This window comes from Rhodobacter sp. NTK016B (assembly GCF_017303295.1).
Classification (GTDB): domain Bacteria; phylum Pseudomonadota; class Alphaproteobacteria; order Rhodobacterales; family Rhodobacteraceae; genus Pararhodobacter.
Genome location: NZ_JAFKOK010000011.1, coordinates 110,471 through 131,736 on the forward strand (window position 1 = coordinate 110,471; position 21,266 = coordinate 131,736).

The 21,266-nt window shown below is 64.1% G+C and carries 14 protein-coding genes, 1 tRNA gene and 1 pseudogene; 13 read left to right on the forward strand and 3 right to left on the reverse strand.

Annotated elements, in window-relative coordinates; all coding sequences use genetic code 11:
- The first annotated feature begins 173 nt into the window (after window positions 1-173).
- The 8 genes from JI664_RS15395 (at window position 174) to ugpC (ending at window position 9,387) form a co-directional block, all read left to right on the forward strand.
- Window positions 174-1,571, forward strand: coding sequence for an aspartate aminotransferase family protein (locus JI664_RS15395; RefSeq protein ID WP_207014650.1), 1,398 nt, complete (start codon window positions 174-176; stop codon window positions 1,569-1,571).
- A 15-nt stretch (window positions 1,572-1,586) separates the two neighbouring features.
- The gene (locus tag JI664_RS15400) at window positions 1,587-2,888 is read left to right on the forward strand and encodes an NAD(P)/FAD-dependent oxidoreductase (RefSeq protein ID WP_207014651.1); all 1,302 of its coding nucleotides are present in this window, start codon (window positions 1,587-1,589) and stop codon (window positions 2,886-2,888) included.
- Window positions 2,889-3,175: 287 nt separating this feature from the next.
- Entirely contained in the window at window positions 3,176-3,958 is a 783-nt protein-coding gene (locus JI664_RS15405) for a polysaccharide deacetylase family protein (protein WP_207014652.1), read from the forward strand.
- 370 nt (window positions 3,959-4,328) lie between these two features.
- Window positions 4,329-4,982 carry a polysaccharide deacetylase family protein gene (locus tag JI664_RS15410; RefSeq protein ID WP_207014653.1) on the forward strand — a complete coding sequence of 218 codons (654 nt, stop codon included), beginning with the start codon at window positions 4,329-4,331 and terminating at the stop codon, window positions 4,980-4,982.
- A gap of 211 nt (window positions 4,983-5,193) precedes the next feature.
- Window positions 5,194-6,516, forward strand: a complete 1,323-nt coding sequence (gene ugpB / locus JI664_RS15415; protein WP_207014654.1) for a sn-glycerol-3-phosphate ABC transporter substrate-binding protein UgpB — start codon at window positions 5,194-5,196, stop codon at window positions 6,514-6,516.
- A gap of 76 nt (window positions 6,517-6,592) precedes the next feature.
- Entirely contained in the window at window positions 6,593-7,477 is an 885-nt protein-coding gene (ugpA, locus tag JI664_RS15420) for a sn-glycerol-3-phosphate ABC transporter permease UgpA (RefSeq protein ID WP_207014655.1), read from the forward strand.
- Between the two features lie 10 nt (window positions 7,478-7,487).
- A complete protein-coding gene (gene ugpE / locus JI664_RS15425; protein ID WP_207014656.1) occupies window positions 7,488-8,336 on the forward strand; it encodes a sn-glycerol-3-phosphate ABC transporter permease UgpE in 849 nt (282 codons plus the stop codon).
- 1 nt (window position 8,337) lies between these two features.
- Complete coding sequence (gene ugpC, locus JI664_RS15430) at window positions 8,338-9,387, forward strand: sn-glycerol-3-phosphate ABC transporter ATP-binding protein UgpC (RefSeq protein ID WP_207014657.1); 1,050 nt, start codon at window positions 8,338-8,340, stop codon at window positions 9,385-9,387.
- Between the two features lie 7 nt (window positions 9,388-9,394).
- On the opposite strand, the gene JI664_RS15435 is transcribed toward ugpC, so the two are convergent.
- From JI664_RS15435 to JI664_RS15445, 3 genes are all read right to left on the reverse strand, one after another.
- The gene (locus JI664_RS15435) at window positions 9,395-10,510 is read right to left on the reverse strand and encodes a peptidoglycan-binding domain-containing protein (protein ID WP_207014658.1); all 1,116 of its coding nucleotides are present in this window, start codon (window positions 10,508-10,510) and stop codon (window positions 9,395-9,397) included.
- A gap of 61 nt (window positions 10,511-10,571) precedes the next feature.
- Window positions 10,572-11,228, reverse strand: a complete 657-nt coding sequence (locus tag JI664_RS15440) for a GntR family transcriptional regulator (protein WP_207014659.1) — start codon at window positions 11,226-11,228, stop codon at window positions 10,572-10,574.
- Between the two features lie 33 nt (window positions 11,229-11,261).
- Window positions 11,262-11,990, reverse strand: coding sequence for a M48 family metallopeptidase (locus JI664_RS15445; protein WP_414707741.1), 729 nt, complete (start codon window positions 11,988-11,990; stop codon window positions 11,262-11,264).
- A gap of 165 nt (window positions 11,991-12,155) precedes the next feature.
- On the opposite strand from JI664_RS15445, the gene JI664_RS15450 reads away from it, so the two are divergent.
- From JI664_RS15450 to JI664_RS15470, 5 genes and pseudogenes are all read left to right on the forward strand, one after another.
- Window positions 12,156-12,485, forward strand: coding sequence for a TIGR02300 family protein (locus tag JI664_RS15450; protein ID WP_207014660.1), 330 nt, complete (start codon window positions 12,156-12,158; stop codon window positions 12,483-12,485).
- 220 nt (window positions 12,486-12,705) lie between these two features.
- Window positions 12,706-12,781 (forward strand) — tRNA-Ala (locus JI664_RS15455).
- Window positions 12,782-13,088: 307 nt separating this feature from the next.
- Window positions 13,089-18,941 carry a DUF3320 domain-containing protein gene (locus JI664_RS15460; RefSeq protein WP_207014661.1) on the forward strand — a complete coding sequence of 1,951 codons (5,853 nt, stop codon included), beginning with the start codon at window positions 13,089-13,091 and terminating at the stop codon, window positions 18,939-18,941.
- Window positions 18,942-19,140: 199 nt separating this feature from the next.
- Window positions 19,141-19,538 (forward strand): annotated as a pseudogene (locus tag JI664_RS15465) (transposase); the annotation flags it as partial.
- A 594-nt stretch (window positions 19,539-20,132) separates the two neighbouring features.
- Window positions 20,133-21,203, forward strand: a complete 1,071-nt coding sequence (locus JI664_RS15470) for an MBL fold metallo-hydrolase (RefSeq protein ID WP_286174121.1) — start codon at window positions 20,133-20,135, stop codon at window positions 21,201-21,203.
- Window positions 21,204-21,266: the final 63 nt, after the last annotated feature.

Below are 21,266 nucleotides of genomic sequence, written 5' to 3' on the forward strand. Positions count from 1 at the left end.
TGGATTGCACACCGCTTCGCTTTGTAGCGCAAGCGTTGCGGGCCCCTTGCGCGCGTGCCGCGCTGAAAGCGGGCAGCCCGAAATAATTTGATCAAATTCTGTTGCAGCGGTTCGCGCGGATGCGTATCGTGCAGCGAATCCCCCGCCATCGCGGGGCAAAAGGAGTTTCCGCCATGCGCACGATCACCAACCACATGCCCACGGCCGAGTTGCAGGCTCTTGATGCCGCGCACCACATGCACCCTTTCACCACCGATTCCCAATTGGAGAAGAAAGGCGCGCGGATCATCACCCGCGCCAAGGGTGTGTTCCTGACCGACAGCGAGGGGCATGAGATCATCGACGGCATGGCCGGGCTTTGGTGCGTCAATGTGGGCTATGGCCGCGACTCGATTGCCGATACCGCCGCGCGCCAGATCCGCGAATTGCCCTATTACAACACCTTCTTCCAGACCTCGCATGTGCCCGCTATCGCGCTGGCCGCGCGCATCGCCGAACTGGCGCCGGGCGATCTGAACCACGTGTTCTTCGCCTCGTCGGGCTCGGAAGCGAACGAAACCAATATCCGTCTGGTCCGCCATTACTGGGCGCTCAAGGGGCAGCCCGAACGCAGCGTGATCATCTCGCGCATGAACGGCTATCATGGCTCGGGCATGGGTAGCGCCAGCCTCGGGGGCATGGTGTCGATGCACGAACAGGGCAATCTGCCGATCCCCGGCATCGTGCATATCGGCCAGCCGCACTGGTACGCCGAGGGCGGCGACATGACGCCCGAAGAATTCGGCCTGATGCGCGCGCGCGAGCTTGAGGAAAAGATCCTCGAAATCGGTGCGGACAAGGTCGGGGCCTTTATCGCCGAGCCGGTTCAGGGCGCCGGCGGCGTGATCATCGCGCCCGACAGTTACTGGCCCGAAATCCAGCGCATCGTCGACAAATACGGCATCCTGCTGATCGCGGACGAGGTCATCACCGGCTTTGGCCGCACTGGCAACTGGTTCGGCTGCGAAACGCTCAACATCAAGCCGCATATCATGACCATCGCCAAGGGTCTGTCCTCGGGCTATGCGCCGATCGGCGGCTCGGTCGTCTGCGACGAGGTCGCGGCGGTGATCGGCTCGGACGAGTTCAACCACGGCTACACCTATTCCGGCCACCCGGTCGCCGCGGCTATCGCGCTGGAAAACCTGCGCATCATGGAAGAAGAGGGCGTGGTCGAGCATGTGCGCGACGTGGCCCATCCGCATCTGGCCGAACGCTGGCACGCGCTGGGCGATCACCCGCTGGTGGGCGAGACGAAGCTGATCGGCATGATGGGGTCGCTGGCGCTGACGCCGGAAAAGGGCAGCCGCGCCCGGTTCGCCGCCGATGCGGGCACCGCCGGCTACATCACCCGCGAGCGTTGCTTCGCCAACAATGTCATCATGCGGCACGTCTATGACCGCATGATCATCTCGCCGCCGCTGGTGATGACCACGGACGAGATCGACATCCTGATCGATCGGGCTACAGTGGCGCTGGATGAAGCCTATGCCCAACTCAAGGCCGAGGGGCTGCTGAAAAAGGCCTCCTGATCAGGAGACAGCACCATGGACCTGCTGACCGCCAATGACACGCTGGGGGAATACCCGGCAAGCTGGTATGCCGCCAGCACCGACCCGCTGCTGCCCTTCCCGGCGGCCGAGGGCGAGCTGAGCTGCGATGTCTGCGTCATTGGCGGCGGCTTCACCGGGCTGTCGGCTGCGCTGCATCTTGCCGAACGCGGCTATGACGTGATTCTTCTGGAAGCGCAGCGTCTGGGGTTCGGGGCCTCGGGGCGCAATGGTGGTCAGGTCGGCACCGGCCAGCGTCTGGATCAGGAAGCGCTGGAAGGCATGGTCGGCAAGCCGGCGGCGCGCGCGCTTTGGGACCTGTCGCTGGAATCGGTGGAACTGACGCGTTCGCTGGCCGAGGCACATGCCCCCGATGCAGGCTATGCGCCGGGCATCATCCACGCGGCCCACAAAGAGCGTTACGTCGCCGAATTCCACCGCTACGCCGAGAAGATCGCGCGCGAATACGGCTATGACCAGATCCGCACGCTGGACCGTCGCGAGATGCGCGAGATGGTCGGCTCGCCGCGCTATCACGGCGGGGATATCGATATGGGCGGCGGGCATCTGCATCCGCTGCGCTATGCGGTGGGTCTGGCGCGCGCGGTTCAGGCGGCGGGCGTGCGGATCTTTGAGCAGTCGCGCGTCATTTCCTTCACCAAGGGCGAGCCCGCGCGCGTCGATACCGGCGCTGCCCGGATAACCGCGAAGTACCTTGCGCTGGGCGTGAACGGCTACGCCGGGCGGCTCGAGCCGGAAATCTCGGCCCGGGTGATGCCGATCAACAATTTCATCGCCGCGACCCGCCCCATGAGCGACGAGGAACGCGCCGGGATCATCCGCCAGAACCACGCCGTCGCGGATTCGAAATTCGTCATCAACTATTTCCGCTTCTCGCAGGACAACCGCCTGCTTTTTGGGGGTGGCGAATCCTATGGCTATCGTTTTCCCGACGATATCGCCTCGAAAGTCCGCAAGCCGATGGAAGAGATCTTCCCGCAGCTCAAGGATATCGAGATCACCCATGCCTGGGGCGGGACGCTGGGCATCGCCTTCAACCGGATGCCCTATTTCGAGCGACTGGCGGGGAACGTGCTGACCGCGTCGGGCTTCTCGGGCCACGGGGTCGCTATGGGGACGCTGGCGGGCAAGCTGATGGCCGAAGCGATCGCCGGTCAGGCCGAGCGGTTCGACGTCATGGCCTCGGTTCCCAGCCCGATCTTCCCCGGTGGCGCGACGCTCCGCTGGCCGTTGATGGTGCTGGCGATGGTCTGGTTTTCGCTGCGGGATAAGCTCTGACGCGCGAACTGATTCGCCTGTTCCGTGCGAAACCCCTGTCGACACAGCGTGAATATTTCCCGTAAGCGGCCGTCCGCCGATGCAATCTGCATCGCCTGAGGGCCGTGAATCCCGGCCCAAACCTGCGAAAAGCCCATGTTTTGTGGCATTTGCGTCGCATGAGACACACCAAACGACACAATTGACGGATTCATCCTTCCCGCTTGCGGGGCGGCTTCGTAGGACTCCCGAAGCTGCCAACACAACTGTCGGGGGACAGTGTGACCAATCAAAACCGACGGACTTTCATGTCCGGGCTCGGGGTGATGTGCCTTGCCGGCGCCGCGCCCATGGGCCTGTCTTCGACCGCCATGGCGCAATCCGTGCCTGCGGTCCCGCAACCGCCGATGCCGCGCCTTTCGCGCACGCATGAGGTGGTTTCGCTCAACGCCGTGCAGACGACGCGCCCGCGCGTTGCGCTGACTTTCGATGACGGTCCGCATCCGCAGAACACGCCGTGGCTGCTGGACATTCTGGCGCAGTACAACGCCAAGGCCACGTTCTATGTGATCGGCCGCAACGCGCAGCGCTATCCTGAGATCCTGCGCCGGATTGTTGCCGAAGGCCACGAGATCGGGAACCACACGCTCAGCCACCCGGTGCTGGCGCGGCTGGGCGACGGCAATGTCCTGCGCGAGATCGACCGCACCCAGCAGATCGTCTGGGACGCGGTCGGCGCGGTGCCGGTGACGATGCGTCCGCCCTATGGGTCGTTCTCGCACCGGCAAATGAACATGCTGTTCAACCAGCGCAACCTGTCGACCGTCGTCTGGTCGGTCGATCCGCAGGACTGGCGTCGTCCCGGCGTGTCGGTCGTGGCCGACCGCATGGTGCGCGGCGCGCGCCCCGGCGCGGTGATCCTGGCGCATGACATCCACGGCCCGACGATCCGCGCGGTACCACAGGCGCTGCAGGGGATCCTTGCGCGCGGGCTTGAGCCGGTGACGATGTCCGATCTGCTGGCCTGGCCGCATTGGGGGCCGCGCGGGCTGCGCTATGTAAGCGCCTCGTCCCGGCAACATCGCGGCTGATCGGTCGCAACGCATGACTGTGATTCGGCGCGACCCTTTCCGGGGCCGCGCCGTTTTCGTTTTGGGCGGGCCGTCGTGGGCCCCGGCCCTTGGCAACACAGGGGTTTGAGCCCGATTCTTCCCGGTTTCCGCAGGAATCAGCAGAAATTTCCTCGCGAAACGAAGCCATTAGCGCTTAAGTAACCCAGAGTTGCCACGGCAACTCGCCTAAGGGTTGGGAAGAATGAATCATTTTTCGCGTAAAACTGGTGAGCCTGTACTTGCGTCCGCAACTTTGCGTGGCACGCAACCGGGGCGCAGGGCACCGCTTTCGGCGGCGCGGCCCTATGCCCGTTTTCCGATGGCGCCCTTGCAGCCGATGAAGGGCCTCGTGTCGTTGATCGAGGTCGAAACCGCGCAGCCCGTTCTGGCGCTGACCTTCGATGACGGCCCCGACCCCGAGCGCACGCCGCGTGTGCTGGACATGCTGGCCGAAGCGGGCGCGCGCGCGACCTTCTTCGTCATCGGCCAGAAGGTTCTGCGCCACGCGGATCTCGCCCGCCGGATCGTCGCCGAGGGGCACGAGATCGGCAATCATTCCTTCAGCCATCCTTATCTGGTGACGCAGGGCGATGACGCGGTCTTGCGCGAGGTCGATCTGGCGCAACGCGCGGTCTTCGACGTGGTGGGCCATCAGCCCGTGATTTTTCGCGCGCCGCATGGCCGGTTCACGCCGCATCAAAAGGCGATGCTGCACGCCAATCGCGCCTTGCCGACCATCGGCTGGAACGTGGACCCCAAGGACTGGCGCTATCCGGGCGAGACACTGATCGCCGAGCGGATGATCGCCGGCGCCGCACCGGGCGCCATCCTGCTGGCGCATGACGTCAACGATCAGATGCTGGGCGCTTTGCCCGAAACGCTGGCCGGAATCCTTGCGCAGGGGCTGGAATTCCGCACGATTTCCGCGCTTCTGGGCTGGCCGCGCTGGCAAGATCGCCAGCCGCTGAGCCTGCCCGAACCGGCGCTCGCCGCCAGCGCCTGAGCGCAACATCCCCCAGAATCGCGGTCCGCAGCCTAAGCGCGCAAGGGCGTCAGATGACGACTTTACGTCGAGGTATTTTCGGTTTTTGTCATCCACTCTTCACAAACGAAGAATATCGCAGCAAAGTGATGAAATTCGCGCCCGCGGGATCGTGGGGAGCGGTTTCGCAAACCCGTGCGCAATAACGACGAAACCAATGGGGGGACCCCTGATGTTCAAGCAAAGCCTGATGGCCGCCACGGCCATGGCCCTTGTCGCGCCTGCCGCGGCCTCGGCCCAGACCGAAATCCAGTGGTGGCATGCGATGAGCGGCCGCCTTGGCGAACTGGTCGAGCAAACGGCCGCGACGTTCAACGAATCGCAATCCGATTACGTCGTCGTGCCCAGCTATCGCGGCACCTATTCCGAAGCCATGAACGCCGCCATCGCCGCTTTCCGCGCCGGTGAGCAGCCGCATGTCCTGCAGGTTTTCGAAGTCGGCACCGGCACGATGATGGCCGCCGAGGGCGCGATCATCCCGATCTACCAGCTGATGGCCGAGCACGACGTCGAATTCGACCCCGACGCGTATATCCCCACCGTCGTGGGCTATTACACCGATCCCGACGGCAACATGCTGTCCTTCCCGTTCAACTCGTCGACGCCGATCCTGTATTACAACAAGGACGTGTTCGAAGCCGCCGGGCTTGACCCCGAAACGGCGCCCGCCACATGGGCCGAGGTCGAGGAATTCTCGCAGCAGATCATCGATTCGGGCGCCGCGACCTGCGGTTTCACCACCCGCTGGCCGTCCTGGATCCAGCTTGAGAACTTCCTCGCGCTGCACAACCTGCCGCTTGGCACCGAGCAGAACGGCTTCGCCGGTTTCGACGCCGAGCTGGTCCTGAACCAGCAAGAGCCGCTGATCCGTCACTGGGAAAACCTTGCCCGCTGGCAGTCCGAAGGCATCTTCAAATGGGCTGGTGGCAATGACGGCCCCGATGCGGGTCCGACCTTCTACTCGGCCGAATGCGCGATGATGATGGAAAGCTCGGCCGGCCGCGCGGGCGTGATGGCCAACGCGCCGTTCAACGTGGGCTACGCGATGCTTCCCTATTACGCCGATGTCGAAGGCGCGCCGCAGAACTCGATCATCGGCGGCGCCACGCTGTGGACTCTGTCGGGTCATGACGAAGGCGATTACGAAGGCGTTGCGCGCTTCTTCGAGTTCCTCTCGACGCCCGAGCAGCAGGCGTGGTGGCACCAGAACACCGGCTACCTGCCGATCACGCAGGCCGCCTATGAGCTGTCGCAAGAGCAGGGCTATTACGAAGCCAATCCCGGCGCCGATGTGTCGATCATGCAGATGAACCTGAACCCGCCGACCGAGAATTCGCGCGGCCTGCGCTTCGGCAACTACCTGCAGATCCGCGACATCATCTCGGAAGAGATGGAAGCGATGCTGATCGGTTCGATCTCGGCGCAGGACGCTGCCGACAACATCGTCGAGCGCGGCAACATGCTGCTGCGTGACTTCGAATCGTCGCTGCAGTAACTCCACGGTTTCCTGACACGCGGGACGGACGGAAACGCCCGTCCCGCATTGACGATCCGCGACCGGAGCCCGGACCATGCAAACCAAGCGCATGACCTTCTCCAGCCGATGGCTGCCTTACGCGCTGCTGGCGCCGCAGGTGCTGATCACGCTGGTCTTCTTCGTCTGGCCCGCCAGTCAGGCGCTTTGGCAGTCGATGCTGCGCGAAGACCCGTTCGGGCTGCGCTCGACCTTCGTCTGGTTTCGGAATTTCGAACGTCTCTTTGCCGATCCGCATTATCTGGCCGCGATGAAGACCACGGCGATCTTCGCCGTCGGCACCACGTTTCTGGCCATGGGCGTGTCGCTGCTGTTCGCGGTGATGGTCAACCGGATGCTGCGGTCGCGCGAATGGTACACGACGCTTCTGGTCTGGCCCTATGCCGTGGCCCCTGCCATTGCCGGTGTGCTGTGGTGGTTCATGTTCAACACCTCGGTCGGGATCGTGCCCTATATGCTGCAGGGCTTCGGCTATGACTGGAACCACCGGCTCGACGGGACCGACGCGATGATCCTTGTTGTGATCGCCGCCGCGTGGAAGCAGATCAGCTACAATTTCCTGTTTTTTCTGGCCGGCCTGCAATCCATCCCGCAATCGCTGATCGAGGCGGCCTCGATCGACGGTGCGGGACGGATGAAGCGGTTCTGGACCATCGTCTTCCCGCTGCTGTCGCCCACCACCTTCTTCCTGATGGTGGTCAATGTCGTCTACGCGATGTTCGACACGTTCGGCGTGATCCATGCCACGACCGAGGGCGGCCCCGCGCGCGCCACCAATATCCTTGTCTACAAGGTGTTCCGCGACGGCTTCGTCGGCGGCAATCTGGGCTCGTCGGCGGCGCAGTCGGTGATCCTGATGGCCATCGTCATCGTCCTGACCGTGATCCAGTTCCGCTGGATCGAACGCCGCGTCAATTACTGAGGGGCCCGCGATGGTACAGAACGACCGCTTCGGCACCTTCCTTGCGCATCTGATCCTGATCCTCGGGGTGGGGATCGTGGTGTTCCCGGTCTATGTGGCGGTGATCGCCTCGACCCATGCGCCGGGCACCTTCCTGCAGGGCGTGATGCCGCTTCTGCCCGGCAGTCATGCCATCGAGAATTACAGCGAGGTGATTTTCCAAGGTCGCTCGACCGCGGGTGCGCCGCCCATCGGGCTGATGCTGTGGAACAGCTTCGTCATGGCCATGATGATCGCCGTGGGCAAGATCGCCATCTCGCTGCTATCGGCCTTTGCCATCGTCTATTTCCGCTTCCGGTTCCGCATCTTCTTTTTCTGGATCATCTTCATCACGCTGATGCTGCCGGTCGAAGTGCGGATCGTGCCCACTTTCGAGGTCGTGGCGAATCTCAACCTGCTCAACACCTATGCCGGGCTGACGATCCCGCTGATCGCCTCGGCCACCGCGACCTTCCTGTTCCGGCAGTTCTTCATGACCGTGCCCGAGGAAATGCTCGAAGCCGCGCGGGTCGACGGGGCGGGACCGATGAAATTCTTCAAGGACATCCTGCTGCCCCTCAGTGTCACCAACATCGCGGCGATGTTCGTGATCATGTTCATCTATGGCTGGAACCAGTATCTCTGGCCGCTTCTGATCACCAGCGACGAGAGTTATTACACCGTCGTCATGGGCATTCAGCGCATGGTGACCGGCGCCGACAGCGAACCGCTGTGGCATCTGGTCATGGCCACCGTCGTGCTGGCCGCGCTGCCCCCCATTCTGGTGATCCTGTTCATGCAACGGCTCTTCGTGAAGGGCCTGACCGAGACGGAGAAATAACATGGCCCGCATCGTGATGGACGACCTGCACAAGGTCTATCCCGGCGGCGTGAAGGCGGTGACGGGCATCAGCCTGGACATTGCCGACGGCGAGATGATCGTGCTGGTGGGCCCGTCGGGCTGCGGCAAGTCCACGCTTTTGCGCATGGTCGCGGGGCTTGAGACGATCACCGGCGGCACGCTGAGCATCGGCGACCGGGTTGTGAACACCCTCGAACCCGCCGACCGCGACATCGCCATGGTGTTCCAGAATTATGCGCTCTACCCGCATATGACGGTCTACAACAACCTTGCCTATGGCCTGCGCAATCAGGGCGTGGCGAAGCCCGAGATCGAGCGCCGCGTGCAGGAAGCCGCCGCGATGCTGCAGATCGGCGATTACCTGCAACGCAAGCCGCGCGCCCTATCGGGTGGCCAGCGTCAGCGCGTCGCGATGGGCCGCGCGCTGGTGCGCGAGCCTTCGGCCTTCCTGTTCGACGAGCCGCTGTCGAACCTCGACGCCAAGCTGCGGGTGCAGATGCGCGTCGAGATCCGGCAATTGCAGAAACGGCTGGGCACGACCTCGCTCTATGTCACGCACGATCAGCTTGAGGCGCTGACGCTGGCCGACCGGCTGGTGGTGCTGAACGCGGGCCAGATCGAGCAGGTCGGCACCCCGATGGAGCTGTATCAGCGCCCCGAGACACTGTTCGTCGCGGGTTTCATCGGCTCGCCTGCGATGAACATGATCGAGATGGCTTATCTGCGCGACCGCGGCGCCGCACCGACGACCCTGCCCGGCGGCACCGATCTGGTCGGGATGCGTCCCGACGACATGCTGCTTACCGCCCCCGCCGCGCCGCATCTGTCGCTGAACGGGCGGGTGGTTCTGCTCGAACCCGCCGGGGCTGAAAGCCATATCTACGTGTCGCTCGACGGCAACGATCAGCCGATCACCGTGCGGATCCCCGGCCTGCCGACGATGAACGAGGGCGATCCGATCCCGTTGCATGTCCCGCTTGAGGCGCTGCATCCGTTCAACACGGCCAGCGGTCGCCGGGTCAGCGCCTGAAACGGCGCTATCCCGGCGTGTTGCCGAGCGCCGCGAACTCTTCGTAGAACCCGGCGAGCGACAGGCCGAATACATCGGCGAAGGCGTTGTCGAAGCGGCGGCCTTCGCCCACCCGCTCATACAGCTGCCCCAGCGCGGGATACCCGCCATGCCGCGCGATCAGGTAGGACACCGCCACCGCGCCGCCCAGATAGACGCCGTCGTAATCGATCTTCAGCCCGTGGCGCGTTTCAAGCTGCCGCAGGTTGGGCCAGTCGCGGTCGTCGAACGTGCCGATCAGCCGCCGGTCTATGGTATTCACCGCGCTCTGGGCGGGATAGCGGCCCTCAAGGATCACCGCCGTGCCCTCGGCCATCCAGATCGGCACTTCATGCGGGTCCCAGCCGGGCGTTTCGTTGATCCGGCGCACCCGCAGTGCCGAGACCTGATGCTGGATCAGGTGCAGGGCCTCGTGGCGCAGGGCGTGGCGCAAGTCGCGTTCAGACAGCGACTCGCCCAGAACAGCGTCATCGCGCAGGCACAAGATTGTCAGTCCCGACACCGTCCAGCCGCCCAGCCGGTTGATGCCGGTGCAGTGACGTTCCATCGCTTCGGCGAAGAACGGGTTGTCATTCGCCCCGCGCAGCGCCTGCATCCGGGGCAGAGCAATGCGCCATGTATCGTTGCGTACGACGATCACTTCGTCCGTCGCGGCCAGTTCCAGCCCCAGAAGCGCGCTGAGCGACTGCATCTCAGGCACCAGCGTGGCCTCGATCCGCGCGGCGATATCGCGCGGCACGTCCGGCGCGATCGACAGGTCCACCGGGCGCCGCGCCGAAGGCCAGAACGCGCGCAAGGCGGGATCGGTCAACCCGATGCGGCGGCACCATGTCACCGCGGTGTCCGAGCTGACGTCAGAGTCGATCTCAAGCCCGTTATCGCGCGCAAAAAGCCCCAGCGCGGCGCGCGTGGGGTCGCCCAGCCGCCCGTCCACCGGACCTTCGCGATAGCCCGAGGCATTGAGCTGCTCCTGCACACAGCGCACATGCGCGCTCAGCGCATGGGCCGGTACCGCCGACAGGGCCGGGAACAGCACAAGGCCAAGGACAGCCAGCGAAAGGACGGATACGATTTTGCGTGCCATGCCCGGCATTTTCGGCCTGCAAACGGGCGTCTGTCTACTCCCGCGAGGGGTCGATCACCGATTATTGCGTCAGATGCCGCAATCCCTGCGTGACATCGGTGCGAATCGCCAGCCGCAGCCCCGGTTCGTCCCCGGCTTTCAGCGCGGCAAGGATCATCCGGTGATGCGGCGGCGGCGTATTGCGACGCAAGCGGCCATAGAGCGCGCGCATCGTCGGCCCCAGCTGCAGCCAGATCGTCTCGACCATCGCCAGCATCGCGGGCGACTGCGCGCGCAGATACAGCGTGCGGTGAAATTCCAGATTGGTGCGCACATAGGTCACCGCGTCGCCGCGCAGCACGGCATCGGTATTGGCGGCGTTAATCGCCTCCATCCGGTCGATCAGCGCGGAATGCGCGCGGGGCAGGGCGCGGCTGCCCAGTTCGGGCTCCAGCAGCGCGCGGATCGTCGCCAGTTCCTCGATCCGCTCATTGCCCAGTTCCGGCGTCTGCACGCGGCCCGACCCGGACATCGTCAGCGCGCCCTCGGCCACCAGACGCTGGATCGCTTCGCGCGCGGGCGTCATCGACACCCCGAATTCACGGCCGATCCCGCGCAGCGTCAGCGGCTGACCGGGAAGCAATTCGCCATGAATCACCCGCGTGCGCAGCGTGCGGTACACGCGGTCATGCGCCGAAAGGGTCGAGGCATCGGGGCCGGGGCGGGCGGGAACTTCCATGCGCGAACCGTGATCACAAATCCACTCAGGCCGTCAAGATGCGCTATGCCCGCTTGTCCCGGGCGCGGCGTCGAAACGGAAGCGATGCAGCCGCGCGCCGTCGCTCTTCAGCCAGCGCCGCGCCTCCTGATAGCCGGGGAACAGCCTCTGGACCTGCGCCCAGAAGGCCGCGGAATGGTTCATCTCGACCAGATGCGCGACCTCATGCGCGGCGACGTAATCGAGGATCGGCGGCGGCGCCATGATCAGCCGCCAACTGAACATCAGATCGCCGGTCACCGTGCACGACCCCCAGCGCGAGCGCGTATCGCGCAGCGTCAGCTTGCCCGTTGGGCGTCCCAGAGCGGCGCTGTGGACCGCCACCCGCTCGGCCAGCCGGTCCCGGGCCTGAAGGCGCAGAAAGGCCAGCGCCCCCGCTGCAGGGCGCTGGCGGGGCACCAGCAGGTGCTCGCCCTCGATCCGCGCGGCACGGATCGCGGCGGGTTCCACCCTCAGCAGCCGTCCTTCGACCGGGATCGCCACGCCCGAGACGACCGCCAGCGGCGTCTCGGTCTCGGCCACCGCGCGGTCCAGCCAGTCGCGGCGTTCGTTGAGAAAGGCAATCGCGTTTCGCACCGAGGCCCGCGCCGGGACCGTCAGAGTGATCGTCCCGTCCAGCCGCGAAACCCGCAGCGAGACCCGCCGCGCCTGCCGCGAGCGCTTCAGCCGCACCGAGAGCGGCGGATCGCCGGGCAATTCGATCATCTCGGTTTCGGGCGGCATGCATTTTCCTTGCTGCGGGGCCAAAGCGGCGCGCGATGGCGCGCGGGCGGCGGCGATGGCAGACGTCATGCCCCGACCGGTGGCACCAAACAACGCCCGAAAGGCTTTGACAAGGCAATCCAACTATGGCAACGGGCGTCGATCCAAGCATGGGAAGGATTGTCAATGCCCAAGGAAGAATGGGGCGTGAAGCGCCTTTGCCCGACGACGGGCAAGCGATTCTACGACCTGAACAAGTCGCCTGTGATCAGCCCCTATACCGGCGAGGTCGTTCCCACGGAACAGCCGGGTCGCAAGGGCGTCACTGCGGCCACCGAATCGAACAAGTCGAAATCCGCTCCCAAGGCCGAGCCCGAGAGCGAAGACGCGCTGCTCGACGATGAAGACGATGTCGCGGTCGAGGCCGACGACGAACTGCTCGAGGACGAGGACGACGATACCGTGTCGTTCGACGAACTGGGCGACGTCGCTGACGACAGCGAAGACGACAGCTGAGCGGGCCACAGGGTCTGCTGATACGAAACGGGCGCCCCGCAACGGGCGCCCGTTTTGCTTTTCAGGGACCGGGCACGCCCGGCAGGACAGTCCGGCCCATTGCCTAACCCGTACCTCGCAACCGGCGCGCGGGTTTTTTCCGCGATTGCATTTTTCCTCTTGATCTGTCCCACGCGAAACCATACACCGCCCCTCGCAGCCCGATGGGATGCACCTCGGTGGGGCCATAGCTCAGTTGGGAGAGCGCTTGAATGGCATTCAAGAGGTCAGGGGTTCGACTCCCCTTGGCTCCACCAATTATATCAAGCACTTAGTGCCCAGAAGGCCCCGCCAATGGCGGGGCTTCTTCGTTCGGGGTAACGGGGCAGGGTAACATCTCTTGGCGTTTTGCCACGACCAACAGAGCCGCCATAGGACCCACCCGCACAACCCTGCAACTGCGCAAATTCTAGATGAACGCGAGAAGAGCGCCTGCCTCAGATCGTTTAAGTAAACGCAGCTAGAAGGTGAGCCGGGAGTACATTACAACCTTGCCGCGCAATTGACACACCAAAGCCCGTGTGCCTGATTGGTTCTGCAACTGTTAGGTCAGGTCGAGTAATGATGTCATTTGAGACGGTTGAGGAAGGGAAGCCTGGCGGCCTCGTATTGGAGTTGTCGATCGCGAAGAAGGTGAACTTTGCATCGTCTCAGAACGGCGTTTCGGTTCTAAAGAAGTTGTTGCTGAAGAATCAATTTGAAGCGCCGCTGGAGAAGCTAACGGTCGAACTCAGCAGTCGCCCCGGATTGATACGTCCGAAGAGTTGGACCGTCGATCGCATCGCTTCTGGACAGCATCAGGAACTCCATGACCTTGAAACGCCTCTGGATACGGCTCTTCTTGGTGGCCTCAACGAGGCAGAGCGGGGAGAACTTCATGTCGTCGTGAAGCACGGCGAGAACGAGTTGCTTCATGAACGTGTTCCGATCGAGATGCTGGCTCGGGATGAATGGGGCGGTGTCGGTGACATGGCGCATCTGCTTGCGGCCTTCGTCTCTCCCAATGACACGGTTGTCGCTAGTGTCCTAAAGGAGGCCAGCCGGCTACTGGAGGGTGCCGGGCAGAGCGGTGCCATGGATGGTTACCAGTCCCGCGACCCGTCGCGTGCATGGATGCTGGCCGGGGCGATCTGGTCGGCCGCGACCGGCATGGGGCTTACCTACGCGGTGCCTCCGGCAAGTTTCGAGTTGAACGGCCAGAAAGTGCGCGACCCCGGTCGCATCAAGTCTGAAGGACTGGCCACCTGCCTGGATAGTGCCCTTCTGCTGGCCGGCTGCTTCGAGGCCGCTGGCCTCAACCCCGTCGTGCTCTTCGCTGAGGGGCATGCTTGGACCGGGGTCTGGCTGACGGAGCGGGATTTCGGAACCATCAGTGAGCCCGACGTGATGACGGTCCGTAAAGCAATTGATGCGCGTGAGTTCGTGGTCATGGAGACCACCTTGCTGACGAAGAAACCCAGCGTCGGGTTCGAGCAGGCAGTTGATACGGCGCGCGAGCTGACCTCCGAGCGCAATGAGCACAGCTTCGTCACGGCAGTCGATATCCGGCGCGCCCGTGCGGCCCGTATCCGCCCGCTTGCCAGCCACCGCTCTGAACCGGAGGCCGAGGCGGAAGACGTCGTTGCAAGTCCGGCAGCGCTGCCGCGCCCGCTGGATCTGGGCCTGCTTCCGGGTGAACTGATCGAGGATAAGGCCACGACGCCGGCGGACCGTATCTCTCGCTGGCAACGAAAGCTCCTGGACCTGTCGCTGCGCAACCGGTTGCTTAATTTCAAGGATAGCAAGCAGACGCTACCTTTCCTGTGCCCCGATGTATCGGCTTTGGAGGATCAACTGGCCGACGGGAAGAAGTTCCGCGCCTTGGCGTTAAAGGACGAGGATCCGGTCGGCACGCGCGACCTTCTGGCGAAGGAGGAACCCAAGCTGCTTGAGGAGGTCGCGAAGGATGCCTTCGCGAAGGGCCAGATCGCGGTCCCGCTGACCCGAAAGGAAAGCGAGCGCCGGCTGCTCGAGCTGCACCGGCGCGCCAAAAGCGATATGCAGGAAGGCGGCACGAACACGCTGTTTCTGGCGGCTGGCTTTCTGCGCTGGAAGAAGTCCGAAGGGGACACGCGCAGCTACCGCGCGCCGCTGCTCCTGGTGCCGGTGAAGATCTCCCGCAGGTCGGCGCAGTCGGAGTTCGTGATCGAGCATCACGAGGACGACGTGCGCTTCAACACCACGCTGCTGGAGTTTCTCAAGCGGGATTTTGACCTGAAAGTACCCGAGTTGGAGGGGGATCTGCCGCGGGACGAGAGCGGTTTCGACCTGCCTCGCATCTTTGAAATCATGCGTCGCAAGGTGCGCGATGTGGCTGGTTTCGAGGTGGTCGAGGAGCTGGCGCTTTCGACCTTCTCCTTCGCCAAGTTCTTGATGTGGAAGGACCTGGTAGAGCGGACCGACAGCCTCCGCGAGAGCGCACTGGTAAAGCATCTGGTGGACAACCCGACCGAGCCCTTCCTGGCTGAAGGGGCGCCGGGTCTTCCGGTCGCGGTCGATGTGGACCGCAGGCTGGCGCCGCGCGATTTGTTCACGCCGCTGCCCGCAGACTCCTCCCAGCTCGCTGCCGTCTTGGCCGCGCAGGAGGGGCATGATTTCGTTCTGATCGGGCCGCCGGGCACGGGCAAGAGCCAGACCATCGCCAATATCATCTCGCAATGCCTCGCCATGCAGAAGACGGTTCTCTTCGTGGCCGAGAAGTCGGCGGCGCTGGACGTGGTGCAGCGGCGGCTTGCGTCGCATGGGCTTGGCGATGCGGTGCTGGAGCTGCATTCCAACAAGGCCGACCGGAAATCGGTGCTGTCTCAGCTGGGCCGAAGCTGGGCGCGGGCGGCCAGCACGTCGGATGCCGACTGGATCAAGGTGACGGATGAGCTGACGGTCACCCGCGAACAGCTGAACACCTATGTCACGGCGCTGCACAAGAAGGGTACGCAAGGCTTCAGTGTCTTTCAGGCGATTGGCAAGGCTGCTGGGCAGGAACAGCCGTTCAGCCTGAGCTTCGCGAACAAGGATGCGCATGATGCGGAAAGCTACATGCATCTGCGGAAGCTGGCCGAAGCCCTTGGCCGGTGCCAGGAGATCATCGCGGGCCGCAAGCCGCTGCCGCTGGTACAGGCGGAGGAGTGGTCCTTTGGCTGGCAGGCGGAGCTGCTGGAGCGAAGTGCGAAGCTCGGAACGGCCACCCGTGAACTGGCTGAGGCCGCAGAGGCGCTCGCGCGCCATGCCGGGCTGACCTGGGCGGGTGCGGGCGAGGCGTCCGAGGTCGCGCCGCTGCTGCGCCTCGCGTCGATCCCCGAGAATGGCGAGGACGTAAGCTGGTCGCTGCCGCGGGATGTGGCCGAGATGCAGGCGCAGTCCGAGGCGCTGACGGACAAGCTTGCCGCCTACACCGCCGCAGCCGGTCGAACTTCTGCCAGCTATCCGATGGCGCGGCTGGAAAGCATTCCGCTGGATCAGCTTGATGCCAACTGGCGACTTGCACAGACGAAGATGTGGCCGTTCTCGATCTTTGCCAAATCCTCGGTGCGCAAGCTCTTGCAGACCTATGCGGAGGGCGGAAAGGCCGATCCCCAATCCGATATCGCCGCGCTGGCGGAGGCCAAGCGTGCCCGAGCTGAGGTTGAGGCAACTCCGCTCACCGGGTGTCCGGTGGTCAAGGGCGTGGATACGGATCCGGCACGTCTCTCTGACTGGATGGAGCAGGCGCGGTTGATGAAGACGGTACTCGCAGAGATCGCGGCTACGGTCGCCGATCCGGCCCGTTGGGATCTGGCCCGCCAGAGTCTTGCGGAGCGGAACGGCGGTGATCTGCGGAACGCGATCACGCTCTTCCAACGCAAGCATGAAAGCTGGCAGGAGCATGCCGGGGCCTTCGCGCAGACGGCGCATAGCTCGCCCGAGGGGATGGCCCTGTCGGAGCTGCTGGCATCTCTGCAGGCCATCCATGACAACAAGCAGCACCTGCAGGATTGGACCCGGTGGGTCGAAGTCCGCACGCAAGCCAGCGGCGCAGGGCTTGAGGCCCTCGTCCATGCAGTCGAAGACGGCCAGATCGAGGGCGATGTCGATGCCGCCTTTGCCTCGGCCTACGCGGCCTGGTGGTTGCCGCATGCCATGGACGCGCAGCCAGAATTGCGGGGCTTCTCCCACTGGTCACACGAGGACGCAATCAAGCGCTTCCGGGAATTGGACGGCCGCGCAACGGACATGGCGGCGGGGCAGGTCCTGTCCCGGATCCAGCATGGCTTGCCAGCTCAGGATGCTGTTGCGCGCCGGTCTGAACTTGGCACGCTGCGGCATCAGCTTGGGCTGCAGCGGCCCAGTATGCCGATCCGCACGCTGATCTCGGAAATGCCCGACGCTTTCACCAAGCTGGCCCCCTGCGTGCTGATGTCCCCGCTTTCGGTGGCGCAGTACCTTCCTGCGGGGCAAGCGGCCTTCGACGTGGTGATCTTCGACGAGGCGTCACAGATCACCACCTGGGACGCGATTGGTGCGATCGCGCGGGGCAAGCAGGCGATCATCGTCGGCGACCCGAAGCAGCTTCCCCCGACGAACTTCTTCGGGCGCAGCGACGCCGGTGAGGACGAGCTGCCTGAGGCAGAGCGGGATCTGGCGTCCATCCTGGACGAGGTCGCCGCGGCAGGCATTCCGACACAGCAGCTCGACTGGCATTATCGCAGCCGGGACGAGGCGCTCATCGCTTTCTCCAACTGGCATTACTACGGCGGCCGTCTGGTGACTTTCCCGTCTCCGGCAACGGCCTCCGAAGCGGTGAGCCTGCACCAGGTCGATGGCGTCTATGCGCGGGGCCAGGGCCGAACCAACGAGGCCGAAGCCCGCGCGATTGCGCGCATGACGGTGCGCCGCCTGAACGAATGGCTGACGTGGCCTGAAGATGAGCGGCTGACACTTGGTGTGATCACTTTCAATGCTGAGCAGCAGGGTCTGATCCTCGACCTGCTGGACGAAGAGCGGCGGAAGAACCCGGAACTGGAGTGGTTCTTCGAGGATGCACGGGAAGAGCCGGTCATCGTCAAGAACCTTGAGAACATCCAGGGGGACGAGCGGGACGTGATGCTGTTCTCGATCACCTTCGGCCCTGACCATGCAGGCAAGCTTTCGATGGCCTTCGGCGCGCTAAACGGAGATGGCGGCGAGAAGCGCCTGAATGTGGCGGTGACGCGCGCTCGGGCGGAGTTGCACGTGTTTGCCTCAATCCGGGCCGATCAGATCGACCTGACGCGCACCAAGGCTGTGGGCGTGAAGCACCTCAAGGGCTTCCTTGATTTTGCAGCACGCGGGCCTGTGGCGATTCCGGCGCAGGACGATGGCTCGCTCGGGCCGGTCGAGAATGTCTTCGAGGCCGCGATCAAGGCAGCTATCGAGGCGAAGGGCTGGGAGCTGCGTCCGCAGATCGGCGTCTCGGGCTTCCGCATCGATCTTGGCGTCGTGCATCCGGATCATGCGGGCGTCTATCTTGCCGGGATCGAGTGTGACGGGGCGACCTATCACGGTTCCGCCACGGCGCGGGATCGGGACAAGGTGCGGCAAGCGGTGCTGGAAAACCTTGGCTGGACGATCTTCCGGATCTGGTCGACAGACTGGTTCCGCAATCCTGCGGCCGTGGTCGAACGCATCCACGCCGCGCTGACCGAGCACCTCGAGGCGGATCGCATCAAGCGGGCCGAAGAGGACGCGGCGCGCGAAGCCGTGCTTGCGGAAGTGGCCGCTGTGATCGAGGTCTCACGTGAGGTCGAGGAAGCAGAGTCCGCTGAGGTCGAGCTGCCGATCGCGGAGGTTGGCGTTGAAGAAGACGCAGCGCCGTCAGAGCCTGTCCGGCAGGAGGCTCAGTTTGCCCGTGCAGCGCCCTCAGCCGTCACGCCTCAGGGGGGAGGAGCTGGTTCGAGCGAAGCCAGCCCTGATCCCGAGAGGTTCTTCGATGCGGACTACATTCCCGTCCTTGAGCGCCTGATCGCGGGCGTGGTCGAGCGCGAAGGCCCCATGCCGTTTGCCTTGCTGGGCAAGCGGGTCTCCGGGATGCATGGCTGGCAAAGAACAGGACGCCGGATCTCCGAGCAGGTCTCCAAGGCGCTTGGCTTGGTTGAGCTGCATCCCGAGAATGGTGTCGAATTCCTTTGGACAGTGGGAACGAAAGCCGACAGGGTCGGTTTTCGTTCTGGCTTGGTTCGCTCCATCCGGGATATTTCACGCACCGAGTTCTCTGAGCTTTATGATCGCAATGCGTCCGAGCTGAGTAGGAGTGAGGATCCGGTTCTGGATCTCGCGCGGCGTGCGGGCATTGCGCGCCTTTCTGCCGACGCTCGAGCTTACCTGTCTGCCTGTTTGACCTGGCGGAACGATTCAGCCGACTAAGCAAAGGCTATGTAACGCCGCGGCCTCCGCCAGCTTGAGTTGTCAGTGACGGTTACGCGCAAATCCGTGCGCGAAGCTCGTCGAATATTCTCGGCGTATCTGCCGATTTCGGATTCTTACTGGACGATGCTGTCGATCGAATTCAGGAGAGACAGCAGTTAGCTGACCGCTACCCGAAACCTGCACGGCGTGCGGCGCAAGCAAGGGGCGGCCGCTCAACCTGTTCGTCACCGCAGGGCCGGTTAGCGATTACATCGGCACGCGGGCGCTGCTTGGCACCCTACCAAAGGTCGACTGGCTGCTCGGGGATCGCGGCTACAACGCCGACTGGTTCAGAGACGCGTTGAAAGACAAAGGGATACGCGCCTGCATCCCCGGCGGAAAGCAACGCAAGACCCCGGTCACATACGACAAGCGCCGATACAAGCGGCGCAACGCCCCTCTCGGGACATTGCTGCGCAATACCCTGCCGGGCAGCGATGCGAAATCATGTTCGGCAGGCTCAAGGACTGGCGGCGGGTGGCGACACGCTACGATCGCTGTCCCATGGTGTTCCTCTCCGCCATCGCCCTCGCAGCGGTCGTCATCTACTGGTTAGGAATCCTGACCCTGGGCCTGCCGGTTGCTGGTCCTGTGGGTTGGGGAGGTGCGGGTCTGCTCATGCATTCCAGCTACCACTCTGGATTCGCGAGATGAATCTCTCGCTGGATTTGTGCAACAGAGCCCTTCGGGCAGCCGAACACAAGCCCATGGCAATTGCGGCGGATCCCGTGTTCGACCACTGTCCCGAGGCTGAACGGAGTGCCCAGCTGCGAACGCTGTCGATCCTCGATCGACCATTCCGCGCGGTCGTCGGCAAACAGGTTCAGATCCCCAAGGACCCGATCGGAGGTCGTCTCGCTCAGTGGTATTGGCTCCTTCGGTCCGCGGATGGCGCCTGTAGGGGGACGGGTTTGGCATTGTCCGGGACAATGCATCAAGTCAGCGCCGCAACCTTTCCCCATCCGCTGTGGCGGTCAATGGCTGCTGCGCTCTGTCCCAGATCGCCTGCGGCGCCGGTCTGACGCGGTGGCAGGGCCGGGACCGTTACAAACGGGTTTGCAAAACCCGTCCCAACCCGTGACAAGCATGCGCGAGCAGTTTGCATGCGGATGTATCTTGCAGGCCCGCCGAACACAGGAAGGATAGCTCTTGGCTGACGACAGATCCCCCGCGCCGCTGAAGGCGCTGCGCCCCGCCTTCGACGCGGCCCCGGCCTATGGCGAGGTTCAGGAAATCGCGCAAGGCATCCTGTGGACCCGCATCCCGCTGCCCTACCTGCTGGATCACGTGAACATCTTCCTGATCGAGGATGGCGATGGCTGGGCGGTGATCGATACCGGCATCAAAACCGATGAGGCGCTTGCGACCTGGGAGCAGCTCTTTGACGGGCCGCTCAAGGGCAAGGCCATTTCGCGGGTGATCGTGACGCATCACCATCCCGACCATATCGGGCTGGCGGGCTGGCTGTGCGACAGGTTCGAGGCGCCGCTGCTGACCAGCTATTCGACCTATGTGGGCTGCAAGGTCATCTCGCAGGGCTTCGACGAGGGCACGACGCGCAACCAGTTCGATTTCTACACGCGCCACGGGATGAGCGACGAAGTCGCCGGGATCGTGGCGATTCAGGGCAATGAATACCTGCGGCGGGTCAACGCGTTGCCGAACACCTTCCTGCGGCTGGTGATGCCCGACGTGCTGGAAATCGGCGGGCGCAGCTTTCGGGTTCTGATCGGGGACGGCCACGCGCCCGAGCAGGTGATGCTCTATTGCGACGACGAGCGGCTGCTGTTCGCGGCCGATCAGGTGATCGAAAAGATCTCGCCCAATATCAGCGTATACGCGAATGAACCGAACGGCGATCCGCTGGGGCATTTCCTGCGCTCGCTGCGCTTCCTGCGGCAGGAAATCCCCGACGATGTTCTGGTTCTGCCCGGCCACCGGCTGCCGTTCCACGGTCTGCATGCGCGCTGCGTCGAGCTGGAAGCGCATCACGAGGAACGCTGCGATCTGATCCGCGAGGCCTGCCTGAGCGCGCCGCGCACGGTGGCCGAGCTGGTGCCGATCCTGTTCCGCCGCCCGCTCGATCCGCACCAGATGACCTTTGCCTTCACCGAAGCGCTGGCGCATGTGAACCGGCTGGTCCGGCGCGGCGAGATCGAGACGGTCGAGCAGGGCGGGCGGCTGGTCAACATCCCGGCCGGTGAAGCGCGCGCAGGCTGAAGCCGCGCGTCCCCTGCGCCGGCACGACATTGGTCAGGCCTTCGCGCTCAGCGGGCAGGCTTG